Raw genomic sequence first — 14,954 nt, 5'->3', positions numbered from 1 at the left:
ACATAGGATTAAAGCATTAAATGAATTATTATCCAAACTATGCAATGGCTACAGTGTTATCAATCCAGTTAACTCCATTCCACCAATCTGTTTGTCGCTAGCAGCTGAAGTTTTATCGAAATATTGACAGTACGGTACAAATAGAGTTGGGTGACTAATTTGCCGTTGTTTCTCTAAATTGACTAACAAGCATAAAGAAATCACTTCGATCGAGACTTGTTCCCTCGCCGCCATAAAAATAGCGGAGGCAAGTCGGTCAGACCAACTTGCCTCCGCTATCCAATTAGTTCGAAACTGCGACAGCAGCTTTCTGCTCCGCTTCAGCGAGCATGAAGATGGTGAGTACGAACATGGCATGCGACCATGTCAGCGGCACCACCCATGCGGTTTCTCCGGTTACTTTGTCGATCTGCTCAGGCAGCAAGCCCGTCTCGGTGCGATGAGCAATCACCCAGCCCAGCAGCTTGCGGGCAGCGGCCAGGTCGCCTGTCGCTACGCGGTAGTGGGCAAGCCACAGCGTCGTCAGAATCCAAGGATTGCCGCCAATGTAGATATCGTCCTCATAGCGCTTGATCCCGCCTACGCCCGGCACGGTCAGAGCCGCTTCGATCGTGTCAGCCGTGCGGCGCATGCGATCATGCTCAGGAGCTACTGCACCGAATGGCACAGAGATGCCTAGCAAGCTGATATCGACGATCGGATCATGCTTCAGCACATGCTTCTCGTAACCTTTGTCGAGCTGCTCAATATGGCCGGTGAAGCCAGCGGAGACAGCAGCATCATACTTCTCTTTGCTTACTTTCAGGTTAAGGCCGCGGTAGAAGCTGCTGCCTTCCTCGTTCCAGCATTCGTCCATGATCACATACGCAATGCGGGCTGCAGCGCTTCTCCAGTCCTTCGCCAGCGCACCATGGCCCAGCAGCTCGGCGAAGCTCGCAGCGGACGTCAGGCCGCCGTATACAGCGGCAGAGGAGTACGTATGGGATGCCTCACGCTCTTCCCATAGATCGATGCTTGGTTTCGGCAAGCCGCTCTCTGAATCGATGAACGACATCAGGAAGCCTGCGCCTCTCTCGACAGACGGCCATACCAGGTTGGCGAACGCCACATCCTGTTTCTCCAGATAGTGCTGCCACATGCCCCAGAGGATGGAGGAGCCTTCGTCAATCTGCAAGCCCCATGAAGGCGCAAGGCCGCCATCGTGATAGTGGCGCTGCTGCCAGGAGCCGTCAGGAGATTGAGCGGTCAGCGTCCAGGCGTAGAAGCGGTCGGACAGCTCATTCAGGCCGGCTTTGTCCAGCGCAGTCGTAATGAAGGCGGCGTCCCGGCCCCAGCAGAAGGAGTAGCCGCCGCAGCGGGAGAAGTTCTCGTCGAACTCGGGAGCGGCGATGATGCTGCCGGTCTTCTCGTCGGACATGAGCTTGAACATCAGCAAGGAGCGCTCATACAGCTCCTTCACATCCTCGCCTTCAATCGGACAAGGCGCAGCAGCATCCACGTATGCGTTCCAGTATGCATTTGTAAGACTAGCAAGCTCCTCGCTTGTTTTCCCTTTCGCCGTCGCAAGCTCTTCAAGCACTTGCTCCTCATTGTGCCCCGCCGCAATGTATACAGGGATCGTAACACTCGCACCCGGCTGCAAGTCGCACACATTCCACGCCATTGCGCCATCAGGGCGCATATCGATCATATTGCCGTTCAGCTCGCTGTTTTGCACCGCATCCCAGGACAATCCGGCCTGGAACTTTGCGCATACGTTTGCACTTGAAAGCGAAAAAAAGTACCCGTTGCGGAAATGAATCAAGGCATCGGCTGAAGGCTGGAACATTGTCGTATTATACAGCCCGTTTTCACTAATCAGGAAGCAGGAGTGAAGCAGGAATCGGAAGCTTTGGGCAACGGAACTGTCATTTTTGAATGTGTACTGGCGCACGATGACATTGCTCTCCGGTACGGCAAAATGCAGGCTTTCCACCGAAATCGGCTGCTCCGAAGAACGTGCGTCCACACGAAGCACATTGCTGCGCTTGATGTAGGCAACTTCATGCTGCCAGCCGTCTTGCTCGCCGTCGAACCATGTGAGCGCTTTACCTTCGACCTGCAGTCCGGTGCGCATGGCATCGACATGCTGAGGCGTGTCAATATTCGGCCACCACAGCCGGTACATGCGTCCGGTGCGGCCAAGCGAGGCCAGGAAAGAGGAATTGCCGATAATGGCGTCTACCAAATAGGGCTTGTTGTTTGTCATTAATTTAGCTCCTTTTGTTTACGGCTTGGATGGAGGAATCGCGTACGATCAGCCTGTGCGGAATGATCATGCGAGGTTGATGAATATCTTCTTCCATGATGCGACGGATAAGCAGTTGAGAGGCAGTGTATCCCAATTGATAGGTGCCAATGTCAATAGAGCTGATCGGCGGCGTGGCAAGCTCGGATAATGCGATATTGTTAAAGCTTACGAGGCTGATGTCATCAGGTACGGTATAGCCAAGCTCATTAAGACCTCTCAGCACGCCGAAGCCGACCACATCGTCGATGACGACAAGTCCGCTGGGACGCTCGGGCAAGCTCATCATGAAGGACATGGCGCGGTATCCGCTTTGCTGCAGGAACTCGCCTTCCACAATCCATTCAGAGCGCATCGACAGTCCTGCTTCGCGCATCGCTCTCCGATAGCCGGACATCCGGTCATGGGATACCGTCAAATTCGGCGGTCCGCTGACGAAGCCAATTCTCTCATGGCCTTGGATAATCAAATGTTGGGTTGCATCGTAGGCAGCTTGTTCGTTGTCATTGTCCACCGAAAGAATATTCTGATGGCCTTCCGAACGTCCGATGAGGACAGTAGGGAAGTTATGATTGTTTAAGATATCGATGAGCGGGTCATTCGTTCTCGCAGATAGCAAAATAACGCCATCGACTCTGCGGCCAAGAACAAGACGGGAGATCGTTTCGTTCTCATCCTGCGGAGAAGTGGCGGCTGCAAGCAGCATGTCATATCCCGCTCTCGTGGATTGCGTCAGAATGCCGCGCAACAACTCCCCAAAGAAGAAGTCCTGGAACAGCTCCTCGGCAGGGCGCGGAAGCATGATCGCAAGCGTCCTTGTCGTCTTGGACACAAGGCTCTTCGCCATGAGATTCGGATGGTAGCCCATCTCATCCATAATTTTTTTAACTTTCATAGATGTCGCTTTACTAATTCGCGGATGGTTCGAGACCACCCTGGACACCGTGGAAGGCGATACTCCCGCGGCCTTCGCTATGTCTTTTATTGTAACCATCATGCGAGCCCCCAATGAGCAACCTGAATTGACTGCGCTAATAATGAATATTATGTTCATCCTAATGCAACTTTTGCTCATATGTAAATATATATCCTGGCGTCAACTTTCACAAATGACGAAAAACTGAGTAATAGAGTTTAAATGAAAGAAAAACGGAGTATTCTCTGTAAAGATGGATCGAAATGAACTGTGCAAACGTTTTAACAAATGATAGGGCATGTTGTATATTGAATACACGAATAGAACGCTTTCAAAAAGCCGATTTCCGAAAAATAAGCGATTTCAATCCTGATATGTATTGAAATCGCCATTTTTTGAGAAAAGTGTACAAACGTTTGCGCATATTCGCTTCATGAATGAAGCAAGGCATTCCGTATATCGGAGTTCTCATGCTGAATGTCATAGCGAATCGCATAAGATGCCGGAAAAACCCGCATTTTATGAAAATGAACGTTTGAAGCCGCAACGAATATGAAAGCGAATTCATTCGAACATATCCACGTACAGGGGAAGGGGATCATTAGAATGAAAAAATGGTTTGTCATGACGCTGATCGTTTCTTTGTTTGTCGTAGCCGCATGCAGCGGTAACAACGGAGGCGGCGGCAACCCAAGTCCGACCGCAAACGGCAGCAACAACACGCCGACGGAGGATCCAGGCAATTCGGGAGGCGATGATACGCAGTTGACGCCTGAAGCCGGAGCGAGCCTGGTTATTTGGGACGCCAACAACCAAGCGGCATTCCTTCAGGAAATGGGCGCCGAGTTCGAAAAGGAATACGGTGTGCCGGTCAAATTCGAAGAAGTGGGCAATACGGACCAAGTGGCCAAGCTGATGACTGATGGACCTGCAGGTCTCGCGGCCGACGTGCTTCTGTTCCCGCACGACCATATCGGCAGCGCTGCCTCCGCCGGACTTCTGCTGCCGAATACGGCATTCGAGGAAGAGGTTGTTAGCGAAAACGCCGAAAAAACGGTCAAAGCGGTTACCTACGACGGTATTTTGTACGGTTATCCCCGTTCAGTTGAAACGTATGCCATGTTCTACAATAAAGACTTGATCCCGGAAGCACCCGCGACGTTTGAGGATATCTTCACCTTTGCGGAAACATTCAATGATCCGTCCAAGAACAAATTTGCGTTTGCTTGGGAATTGCAGCAATTCTTCTACAACTTTGCATTCCTGGCTTCGCAAGGCGGATACATGTTCGGAGACGACAATACGAACAGCGCGGACATCGGCTTAAATAACGATGGTGCGATTGCTGGCGCAAATCTGATGGTGGAAATCAAAGAAAAGCTTCTTCCATTGAATACCGGCGATATTGACTTCGATATCAAAAAAGGCTTGTTCCTCGACGGAACGCTCGCGATGGAGCTTAACGGCCCTTGGGCGCTAGCCGATTACAAGAGTGAAGGAATTAACTTCGGAGTAGCTCCGCTGCCGAAAATCGGCGACAATCCGATGACGTCGTTCTCCGGCGTTCAAGCCTATTACGTCAATGCCAACTCGAAGTATCCGCAAGCGGCGCAATTGCTGGCGCGATTCCTATCGACAAAGGAAATGCAAATGAAAAACTTTGAGATGAACAGCTTGCTTCCATCGAATGAAGAAGCCGCTAGTGATCCAGCGGTTGCCAATGACGAAATCGTCAAAGCGTTCCTTCAACAATTTGAGAACTCGACTCCAATGCCTTCCATTCCGGAAATGGGCAGTGTATGGAATCCGATTACTTCGGCGATTTCCGAAATATGGAATGAGGGCAAGGATCCGAAAACAGCGCTCGATAATGCCGTCGCTCAAATTAAGGACAGCATCGGAACGAACTAAGAGCAGCACATGCAAACTTGGAATGCTGTACGGTTTCCCCGCCATTAGCGGGGAAGCCGTTCATTCCGTTCATGAAAGAGAGGAGCCGGACAATGATGAAGCGGCATCGTAATACCGCGGCCATACTTTCGGTAGCGCTGCAAGGGCTTGGCCAACTGTACAACCGGCAGTGGCTGAAGGGGATTTTTTTCCTTTGTGTTCAAGCATTAGGGCTTTATTATCTGGTTCCCCGTCTAGGGCACGCCATCTGGGGATTGGTAACGCTTGGGGAAACGACGCAGAAATTTGTGAAGGTAGGAAAGACCACCGAACTGGTCAAGGGCGACCATTCCATTTTTTTGATGCTGGAGGGCATTATCGTCATTCTGGTGTTCCTCGTATTTTTGTTGATTTATGCGTTGAATATTTATGATGCATATCAAAACGGAAAAAAGCGGGACGAAGGCAAGGCGGTACGCGATTTTGCGAATTCGTGGAATCATGTAACGGTTAACCATTTTCCTTATTTTATGCTGGCTCTCCCAGTGCTCGGCGTATTGTTTTTTACGATCATGCCGATCTTATTCTCGATTATGCTGGCGTTTACGAATTACTCGGCGCCTAACCATATACCACCGGCCAAGCTCGTCGACTGGGTCGGATTCCAATCGTTTATTGATTTGCTGCAAATGAAGTCGTGGAGCAAGACGTTTTACGGCCTGCTCGTCTGGACGATCATTTGGGCGGTGCTTGCCACCGTCACTTGTTACTTTGGAGGCATTTTTGTCGCGCTGCTCGTTCAATCGAGGGGCATCCGATTCAAAAAAATGTGGCAGACGATTTTCATCATTCCGTATGCGATCCCGCAGCTCATATCACTGCTCGTCATGCGCAACCTGTTTAACGCCAAATTCGGTCCCATTAACCAATATTTTGCCTATTTCGGTCTGGAAGGGCTGCCGTGGCTGACGGATCCGTTTTGGGCCAAAGTTACCTTGATACTCGTCAACATGTGGATCGGCATTCCGGTCAGTATGCTGCTGGCGCTTGGCGTCCTGACGGCCATACCGCGCGATCTGTACGAGGCTGCCGAAGTGGACGGAGCGTCAAATTTTCAGAAGTTCAAAATTATTACGATGCCATATTTGCTGTTTGCGACGGCTCCGATTCTCATTACGCAATTCGCAGGCAACATCAACAACTTTAACGTCATCTACCTGATGACCGGAGGTGGTCCCGCTAACGGGGATTATCAATTTGCGGGCTCGACCGATTTGCTTGTCACCTGGCTGTTCAATCTGACGATCGTCAATAACAAATACAATATGTCCGCAGCTATCGGCATTCTGATCTTCATTATGATCGCGACGATCTCGATCTGGAGCTTCCGCCGGACCAAATCATTCAAAGAGGAGGATATGCTGTCATGAGTCAAAAAAACAGCTTCGTGCGGCTGTCGCTCAGTTATTTGATTTTGATCATCTTGTCGGTGTGCGCTCTTTATCCGTCGATATGGGTTGTCGTCTCCTCTTTCCGTCCAGGCGGGTCCCTGTACAGCAAAAACTTTTTTCCGGAAAAATGGACGCTTGATCATTACGTAACGCTGTTTACCGGTACGCAGTACACGTTCGACATCTGGTATATGAATACGCTGAAAATCGCCTTTTTTACGATGATTTGCTCCGTATTTCTAATGACGCTCAGTATGTACGCGTTGTCCCGATTCCGGTTCCGCGGACGCAAGACGATGCTCAGCGCTATGCTCATTCTTGGCATGTTCCCGGGCTTTATGAGCATGATCGCAATATACATCATTTTGCTGCAGCTTAATTTGCTGGATACCCATATCGCGATGATTCTTGTTTATTCGGCGGGGGCTGCACTCGGAGGTTTTATCGTCAAAGGATACTTTGATACGATTCCCCGCAGCCTGGACGAAGCGGCGCGTATCGACGGGGCCAGCCATCTGCAGGTGTTTCTGAAAATTATGATGCCTTTGTCGAAGCCGATTTTGACGTTCGTGGCGCTGACGTCGTTTACGGGCGTATGGGGTGACTTTATATTCGCCCGTCTCGTGCTTCGATCAAAGGACAACTATACGGTGGCCGTCGGCATGTACGAATTGATTGCCTCGCAGACCAATAGCTACTTTACGCTGTTTGCTGCTGGCAGCGTCATTATCGCCATCCCGATTACGATTCTGTTCCTCATTCTGCAGCGCTTCCTCGTGCAAGGTCTGACGGCCGGAGCGATGAAAGGATGACCGTCGTAAGCAGAAGCAGTACGGTTGCGTCTTTGCTGGCGACGGCACTGGTTCTACTGCTGACGCTTGGAGCTTGTACAGCCGGTTCGAGCAGCAGCGATTCTTCGCCGTTGCCGGATGACGGGGGCGCGGGCGGAGATGCGGCGGTGCAGGCAACCTACGAAGCCGACGAGCAGCCGGGCACGGTCTACTACGAAATCTTCGTCCGGTCGTTCTACGATACGGACGGGGACGGCATCGGAGATTTGAACGGCGTAACGGCCAAGCTTGATTACTTGAAGGAGCTTGGCATCGGGGGCATCTGGCTGATGCCCATTAACGAGTCGCCAAGCTATCATGGCTATGACGTAACCGATTATTATGCGATCAATCCGGAATACGGCACGTTGGACGATCTGAAGCGATTGCTGGACGAGGCGCATAAACGGGATATCAAAGTTATTATGGACCTTGTTGTGAACCATACGAGCAGCGAGCATCCCTGGTTCAAGGAGGCGCTTGCGGATGCGAGCAGCCCGTATCGCAGCTGGTATTCGTTCGCCGAAGCCGGCGACAAGCTGCAGACGAATGGTGCGGTGGACGGCAATCCTTGGCACAGCTACGGAAGCTTGCGCTATCTGGGCATCTTCTGGAACGGCATGCCGGACCTGAACTTCGATGAACCGAAGGTACGCGAAGAAATGATCAAGATCGGACAGTACTGGCTGGAGCAAGGGCTTGACGGCTTCCGGCTGGATGCGGCCAAGCATATTTACGGCGACTTTAAGTCGACAGTGGGCTCGCCAGAGGTGCAGGCTGCCAACAAGAAGTGGTGGCAGGAGTTCCGGACAGGCATGAATGAAGTCAATCCCGATGCCTATTTAATAGGAGAAGTGTGGGACTCGCTGGCGATTATCGCGCCATACTTCGATCAAGCGCTCGACTCTGCGTTCCACTTCGATCTGGCCGACAAGCTGATCGGGGGGACGAGGAACGAAAGAGACCCTGATCTTGCCTTTTCGCTGGAGCGTGCATACAAAGTCTATGAGAAGTCTTCGGGCGGCACATTCGTCGATGCGCCGTTCCTGAGCAATCATGACCAGAACCGGGTCATGAGCGAGCTTCGCGGCAATACCGACCATGCGAAGATGGCGGCGGCTCTGCTGCTCACGCTGCCTGGCACGCCATACCTCTACTACGGAGAAGAGATTGGCATGCAAGGCGTGAAGCCGGATGAATATATCCGCGAACCGATGCTGTGGCATCGCGATCCCGCAGGCGGAGAAGGGCAGACGAAGTGGATAGCCTCCAAGCATAACAAGGAAGCGGGAGAAGTATCTGTCGAGGCGCAGCTTGGGCAGGATGGTTCGCTTTTGGAGCATTACCGGACGTTGATCGGCTGGCGGAACGAAGAGGCGGCTCTTCGCAATGGTACGATCGGGGAGTATAAGCTGGAGACTGTGGGCGGCAAGCTGAGTGCTTTCGTTCGCGTCACGAAGACGGAGCGTGTGCTCGTCGTTCATAATCTGTCGGGCGAAGCGCAGACAGCAGAGCTGGCTGCCTCCGATGTGTACGGCGAGTTTACGCAACTTGCCCGAAGCACAGCGGACGATGCGAAGCTTGAAGGTACGAAGCTGACGCTTCCTCCATACAGCACGGCGGTGTTGAAATAAGGAAGAGGGCATTCCCGATTATGCGGGAATGCCCTTTGTCATGTTGCAGCTTATAGATAGCTGCGACCATGGATTGTGAATTGATCATGATCATGTTTGAGAGAAATGTGAATAGCGCGTTGGTTGCCGCTGATTGTCGCCTTGATCATCAATGCAGACCAGCCTAAGCTTGGCATGTTCATTGATTTGATCCGATTCATGATACTAGTAGAATCAATCAATAACTAGCTGTATTCCCGCATCGATCGCAAGCCGATATAGGCTGCAAGCCCTGCGACTAGCATGGCAATGCCGCTGTACGTCATAATGATGGCCGGTCCGTAGTGATCGGACAAAGCGGAGAATACGGCTAGCCCGACAGGCGGGGCGATGCTAGTCAGCGTGCCAAGCAGGCCGAACACGCGTCCTTGAAGGGACGGATCGACAGCGACTCTGAGCAAAATGAAAAGAATCGTTGTGCTGAAGGAGAACAGTATGCCAACCAGCCCGATTAATGGGAGCGCGGCAGCTGCGGATTGAAGCAGAGATATCGCTACGAAGAGCGGCCCCATAAGCGCAATGCTAATAAGCGCAAGCTTGCCGCGATGACGCATCCGTTTGTCGAACTTCATAATGATAATAGAGCCGATCACATAGCCAAGAGGAATGCAGGCTTCGAGCAGCCCGAATATAATCGGGGAAGCTTGCCATACTTGCACAGCCATGACCTGAATCAGCATAAACGTGGACAAAAAGAAAAACATAACGAGCGGCAGCAGCATGACGGCCCCCCGCACAAAACGATTGTTCCAGACAACGCGGAAGCCTTCGATAAAATCGGTGCGGAAGGAGGTTTTCACCTTATCCTGCCGATCTGGCGCCGCATAAGGGAAGCGCCCGGCGAATAAAAGCAGCATGCCGGACAGGAGGAAGGTGGAGGCGTCAATCGCCACGGCAAAGACGCCCCCGAACATGGCAACTGCGGTTCCTCCGGCGGCAAATCCGGCAATGCGGATCAGGTTGTCGGATACGCTGATAGCGGCTACAGCTTGCGAAACGCCGTTTTTCCCAACAATCTCAATCAAGGAGGCTTGGAAGGCAGGGCCTCGGAACGCCCCGGCCAAGGCAACAATAGCGGTCAGGAGCAGGATAAGAAAAAACGGGATTTCCGGGAGCGCCATACAGAGAGCGATCCCTCCGACGATGATAAAGCGGAATAAGTCAGTAGCAACCATCAGTCGGCGGCGATTAACACGGTCAGCCACCGTTCCTGCTATAGAGCCGAAGAGCATGCTAATAACCAGATGCGTGATGAGGACAAGCGACATTAACTTGGCGCTGCCCGTCATCTGTAGCACCCACAGGTTCAGCGCAATGCTGTGAAAGGTATTGCCTAGCAGCGACAGACTATAGCTGGCGAATACCGTCCGGAAGGTACGATTGCGCCAGATGCTTGATGCTTCCGGCACCGATTGAACAGGACGATGGTCCGGCATGCTTCTTGCTAATTCGCTCATAGAAGCTCCTCCTAATGGCTCAATTTTAGATAAGGGAAAATGTAAAACTAATATACACTTAAACGTTTAAGTAGTTGAAGAAATAGGCAGAGCGGACTGCTCTGCATGAGTTGATGTGTGAGGGATGGCGCGAACAAGTACAACAGAGTTAGCAGCAACTAGATATGCAACCGGATTAAAAGTGTTAACGCGGCTTTATCAGGACGCATTTGTCCGGCGGACCGGAATAACTGTCATTCCGCAGCGACTGCATAAGCTCCAGCGCCGCAAGGTGCTTCCGATCCTCGAATAAGACAGAGGAAGAGCGGGGGAGCGAATGAAGCAATTCCGGAGTTCCCGCTGTGCAGAGAACGGTATAACGGGTTGGATTCATCCACCGGGAAGCGAGCAGACCGACATATTCATTCAGGATGATTCCATCTCCTGTCTGCCTGGCGAGAAAGGGCTGCAATTGATCCTCCGTCTCCAACACCAGCACTTGGGATGGAGGCAGGGAGAGCAGCGTCCCTAACTGAGCGGCTGCGTCCATGGAACCGCGGTCAGCGACAAGGAAGCTGCAAGGCTTGCTGTTCTGTTCGGTTGCGGCTAATGCTGCTCGTTCATAATCATATTGAACGCGATAGAACAACGGATCTTCGATAGGGCTGTCAATGGCGACAAGCGGCACTCCGGTAGGAAAGTGACGGGAGATTTGATGGAAGGTATCCTGCAGCGCTCCCAGCACAAAGACAGCATCCAGCTTTCTCTCCGCGATGATATCCATATTCGGTGCCTTGGCATCCAGACTGGATAAGACGACGTGATAGCCGAGCGAGGTCAACTCTCGTTCCATCGCATCGATGAACGGAGTATAAGCAGCGCGCTCCCACCATTGCTCGTCAGGTTGGCGGTTGACGAGAATACCTGCCAGCCCGGATTGCCGCTTACTCAGGGAGCGGGCAGCCAGATTCGGCACATAATTCAGCTCGCTAGCAGCATCCAGCACGCGTTGCCTGGTCTCACCGGGAATCGTTTGGCCCGATACGTTGTTCAACACGTAGCTAACCGTAGCGACCGATACCTGAGCCGCTTTGGCGATATCCTTCATCGTTGCTTTTTTGCCGCCGGATTTGTTCATGAACATAGCTCCATTCATTGACTTAATCGTTTAAGTTGATTATGGCACAAAGCCGTCTTGTCTGTCTATGACAAGACGGCTCTTTGCACAGTCATTATTTTTGCTTCAGAACAACAAAGCCGTAGCCGTCAAGCTTCAATTGAAGCTGAGCGTCTTCACCTGTCTTAAGCTCGGAGCCTTTTGCAATGGCTCCCACATTGGAGTGCAGGACGGTCCACTTCGAGGAGCTCAGGCTTGCAGGCACGCTCGACGCTTTGGATGCAGCTTCGACTACAACAGCAGCCTCTTCAATCGCTACAGTAGAAGCTGCATCTGCGGCCGCTTCAGCAGCGGCTGCAAAGCCGCGGAACGGAATGTCTAGCGGCAGGGCGTCTGCCGTTACAGCAGAAGGGAGGGAGAGAGCGAGTGTTGCCGCTCCTTCGCGCGCGTTAAGGGCAATAATGATACGCTCGCCATCCGAGCGGCGCTCATAAGCCAGCAGCCCGTCTTCTTGTCCCGCATAAGTGAAAGCCAGCTCGGTCGAGCGAAGCGCCTCGTGATTATGGCGCAAGCCGATCGTATCCTGATAGAAGCGAAGCAGCTCCCGGTCCTGATCTTCCTCTTCCCATACCATGCACTTGCGGCAGTCCGGGTCGCCTCCGCCGTTCATGCCGACTTCATCGCCGTAATAGACGCAAGGTGTGCCGGGGTACGTGAATTGGAACAGGGCGGCCAGCTTCAGCTTGTCGACATTGTCCTCGCAGATCGTCAGCAATCTCGGCGTATCGTGGCTGTCCAGCAGATTGAACGCCGCTTCTGTTACTTGCTGCGGATAGGCGGCAAGCTGGGTTCCGATTGCGTGTGCGAAGGTCGAGGCGTTAATTGTGCCGTAAGCGAAGAAGTCCAGCACCGCATTCGTGAACGGATAGTTCATGACCGCATCGAATTGGTCGCCTTGCAGCCATGTCATGGAGTCATGCCAAATCTCGCCGAGTATATAGGCTTCCGGATTAACCGACTTGACGACCTGGCGGAACTCGCGCCAGAACTGATGGTCGACTTCATTGGCTACGTCCAGGCGCCAGCCGTCGATGCCGATCTCTTCGATCCAGTAACGGGCTACCTCGAAAAGGTAAGCTTTCACTTCCGGATTCTCCGTATTGAGCTTTGGCATAAGCGGCTCGAATGCGAAGGTGTCGTAGCTAGGCACGCCGTCCACAACTTGCAGCGGCCACTCTCTGACGTGGAACCAGTCCGCATACTTGGACTTTTGGCCGTTCTTCTGCGCGTCCACGAACGGAGCGAACGTCCGGCCGGAATGATTGAACACCGCATCAAGGAGCACACGGATGCCGCGCTTGTGGCAGGCGTCCACCAGCTCTTTCAATTTCTCATTGCTGCCGAATTGAGGATCGACCTTCAAGTAGTCTTGCGTATCGTATTTATGGTTGGTGGTCGCTTCGAACAGCGGCGTAAAGTAGATCGCATTGATGCCAAGGCCGCTCAGATGGTCCAAATGATCGATAACCCCTTGCAGATCCCCGCCGAAGAAGTTGCTCGGAGTCGGCTTGCCGCCCCATGGCTCGACGGTGTCCGGATCAAGCGAAGGCTTGCCGTTCGCGAAGCGCTCCGGGAAGATTTGATAGAAGACCGCATCCTTCACCCAAGCCGGCGGCTCGAAGACATCGACCGGATTGATGAACGGAAAGTCGAAAAACGTGTTCGGATTGTCGGGAAGCTCGCGCGTGAATTCTTTCTCCGTCATGATGATCGTTTCTTCGCCGCTATGGAAGCGGAAGGCGTAACGCAGACGACGGAAGGGCGGCTTGACCGATGTCTCCCAATAATCGAATCGCTCGTCGGAGCTGAGCAGACGCATATCGACGGAGATGATCGTTTGATTCCAGGCGTATTTGTCGCCGACGATGGCTTCCACGCGAGTGACATCATTGCGTTTGGAACGAACGCGCAGGTGGATGGTTTGTCCGTCGTAGGCGTATGCCCAGTTTTGCTTGGGACGATGATACATGGCTTCTAATAACATGGTGATTTCCCCTTCCAAAAGTGTGATGAAAAAACGAAAAAAGGCACAACCTCTGCTTGCTCAGCCGAGGTTGTACCTTTTCCTAAAAATGTTCAGCGCCGCTCTCGCGAAGCGTATATCGAACAATAGGTATGCGGTAGCAGTGCCTTTATATTTTGAACTCTCAACGGGTATAATTATACATTAATTGTACATTTTACGCCAGTAGCTTGGGCGAAAAAAATTAGGAATTTATCATTTCATGCGCCAGCGCCTCCAGATATCTCTCGCAGTCGAGAGCCGCCATGCAGCCGCTGCCGGCTGCTGTAATCGCTTGGCGGTAGATCTTATCCTGTACGTCGCCGCATGCGAATACGCCAGGGATGTTCGTCTCTGTCGTGCCGGGCTTTACGATGATATAGCCCTGTTCGTCCGTTGTGATCTGTCCGCCGAGGAATCCGGTATTCGGCGTATGTCCGATCGCGACGAACACACCGTCCGCCTCCAGCCATTCCTCTTCGCCCGTATCGTTGTTGAGAACGCGCAGGCCTTTCAGACCGATCTCGCCGCCAACCACCTCAAGCGGCGTGCGGTTCAGGCTCCAGGAGATTTTCTCGTTGTCGCGGGCGCGGTCCTGCATAATCTTCGATGCTCGCAGCTCCTCGCGGCGATTGACCAGACGCACGTCTGTCGCGAAGCGGGTCAAGAAGCTTGCTTCCTCCATTGCGGAGTCGCCGCCGCCGATCACAATCAGCTTTTTGCCGCGGAAGAAGAAGCCGTCGCAGGTTGCGCAAGTGCTGACGCCGCGTCCCAGATTGTCTTGTTCGCCCGGGATACCCAAATATTTGGCCGAAGCGCCAGTGGATATAATAATGGAGTCGGCTTGCAGCTGGCCAAGCCCCTCAACCTCCAGCGTATAAGGGCGCTTGCTGAAATCAACGCTCTTCACAGAGCCAGTCTTGAACGTGGCACCGAAGCGCTGCGCTTGCTTGCGCATATTGGACATGAGCTCGCTGCCCAGAATGCCGTCAGGGAAGCCGGGGAAGTTCTCGACTTCCGTTGTAGTGGTCAATTGTCCGCCAGGCTGCCAGCCTTCGATGACAAGCGGCTCCATATTCGCGCGGGCCAGGTAGATTGCGGCTGTCAATCCGGCAGGGCCGGTTCCGATGATAATCGTCTTGTGCATAGGATAATCCCCCAATATGATATGAAATCATGAGTCTTAACATCATTGTATAATTCAAAGCTATTATAAACTGTAACGAATGTCAATACAGTTCATCGAACCTTCATGCAAGAGCTGGGGATATGCGGAAATGAGCGTCTGTCAT

10 protein-coding genes are annotated in these 14,954 nt (G+C 52.5%); 4 read left to right on the top strand and 6 right to left on the bottom strand.

Going from position 1 to position 14,954, the window contains the following annotated elements:
- Positions 1-283 precede the first annotated feature (283 nt).
- Together ACFVSO_RS02465 and ACFVSO_RS02460 are read right to left on the bottom strand one after the other, a co-directional pair.
- Positions 284-2,248: a glycoside hydrolase family 15 protein gene (locus ACFVSO_RS02465; RefSeq protein WP_387469735.1), complete on the bottom strand. Its 1,965-nt coding sequence runs from the start codon at positions 2,246-2,248 to the stop codon at positions 284-286.
- A gap of 4 nt (positions 2,249-2,252) precedes the next feature.
- Positions 2,253-3,284: a LacI family DNA-binding transcriptional regulator gene (locus ACFVSO_RS02460; protein ID WP_387469733.1), complete on the bottom strand. Its 1,032-nt coding sequence runs from the start codon at positions 3,282-3,284 to the stop codon at positions 2,253-2,255.
- 525 nt (positions 3,285-3,809) lie between these two features.
- On the opposite strand from ACFVSO_RS02460, the gene ACFVSO_RS02455 reads away from it, so the two are divergent.
- From ACFVSO_RS02455 to ACFVSO_RS02440, 4 genes are all read left to right on the top strand, one after another.
- Positions 3,810-5,114 (top strand): sugar ABC transporter substrate-binding protein, encoded by a 1,305-nt coding sequence (locus tag ACFVSO_RS02455; RefSeq protein WP_387469731.1) that lies wholly within the window; start codon positions 3,810-3,812, stop codon positions 5,112-5,114.
- 95 nt (positions 5,115-5,209) lie between these two features.
- Complete coding sequence (locus ACFVSO_RS02450; RefSeq protein ID WP_387470535.1) at positions 5,210-6,523, top strand: sugar ABC transporter permease; 1,314 nt, start codon at positions 5,210-5,212, stop codon at positions 6,521-6,523.
- Positions 6,520-7,356 (top strand): sugar ABC transporter permease, encoded by an 837-nt coding sequence (locus ACFVSO_RS02445; RefSeq protein ID WP_387469729.1) that lies wholly within the window; start codon positions 6,520-6,522, stop codon positions 7,354-7,356. The genes ACFVSO_RS02450 and ACFVSO_RS02445 overlap by 4 nt, the downstream gene beginning before the upstream one ends.
- On the top strand, positions 7,353-9,008 hold the full coding sequence (locus tag ACFVSO_RS02440; protein ID WP_387469727.1) for an alpha-amylase family glycosyl hydrolase: 1,656 nt from the start codon (positions 7,353-7,355) through the stop codon (positions 9,006-9,008). The genes ACFVSO_RS02445 and ACFVSO_RS02440 overlap by 4 nt, the downstream gene beginning before the upstream one ends.
- A gap of 224 nt (positions 9,009-9,232) precedes the next feature.
- Here ACFVSO_RS02440 and ACFVSO_RS02435 read toward each other — a convergent pair whose 3' ends face one another.
- The 4 genes from ACFVSO_RS02435 to trxB form a co-directional block, all read right to left on the bottom strand.
- Positions 9,233-10,504, bottom strand: a complete 1,272-nt coding sequence (locus ACFVSO_RS02435; protein ID WP_387469725.1) for an MFS transporter — start codon at positions 10,502-10,504, stop codon at positions 9,233-9,235.
- A gap of 184 nt (positions 10,505-10,688) precedes the next feature.
- On the bottom strand, positions 10,689-11,621 hold the full coding sequence (locus ACFVSO_RS02430) for a LacI family DNA-binding transcriptional regulator (RefSeq protein WP_387469723.1): 933 nt from the start codon (positions 11,619-11,621) through the stop codon (positions 10,689-10,691).
- 94 nt (positions 11,622-11,715) lie between these two features.
- Complete coding sequence (locus ACFVSO_RS02425) at positions 11,716-13,644, bottom strand: glycoside hydrolase family 13 protein (protein WP_387469721.1); 1,929 nt, start codon at positions 13,642-13,644, stop codon at positions 11,716-11,718.
- Positions 13,645-13,867: 223 nt separating this feature from the next.
- The gene (gene trxB / locus ACFVSO_RS02420; protein WP_387469719.1) at positions 13,868-14,809 is read right to left on the bottom strand and encodes a thioredoxin-disulfide reductase; all 942 of its coding nucleotides are present in this window, start codon (positions 14,807-14,809) and stop codon (positions 13,868-13,870) included.
- Between the last annotated feature and the right edge of the window lie 145 nt (positions 14,810-14,954).

This window comes from Paenibacillus sp. NPDC057967, from assembly GCF_042887015.1.
Classification (GTDB): Bacteria; Bacillota; Bacilli; order Paenibacillales; family Paenibacillaceae; genus Pristimantibacillus.
This window is presented reverse-complemented; position numbering and strand designations above follow the sequence as displayed.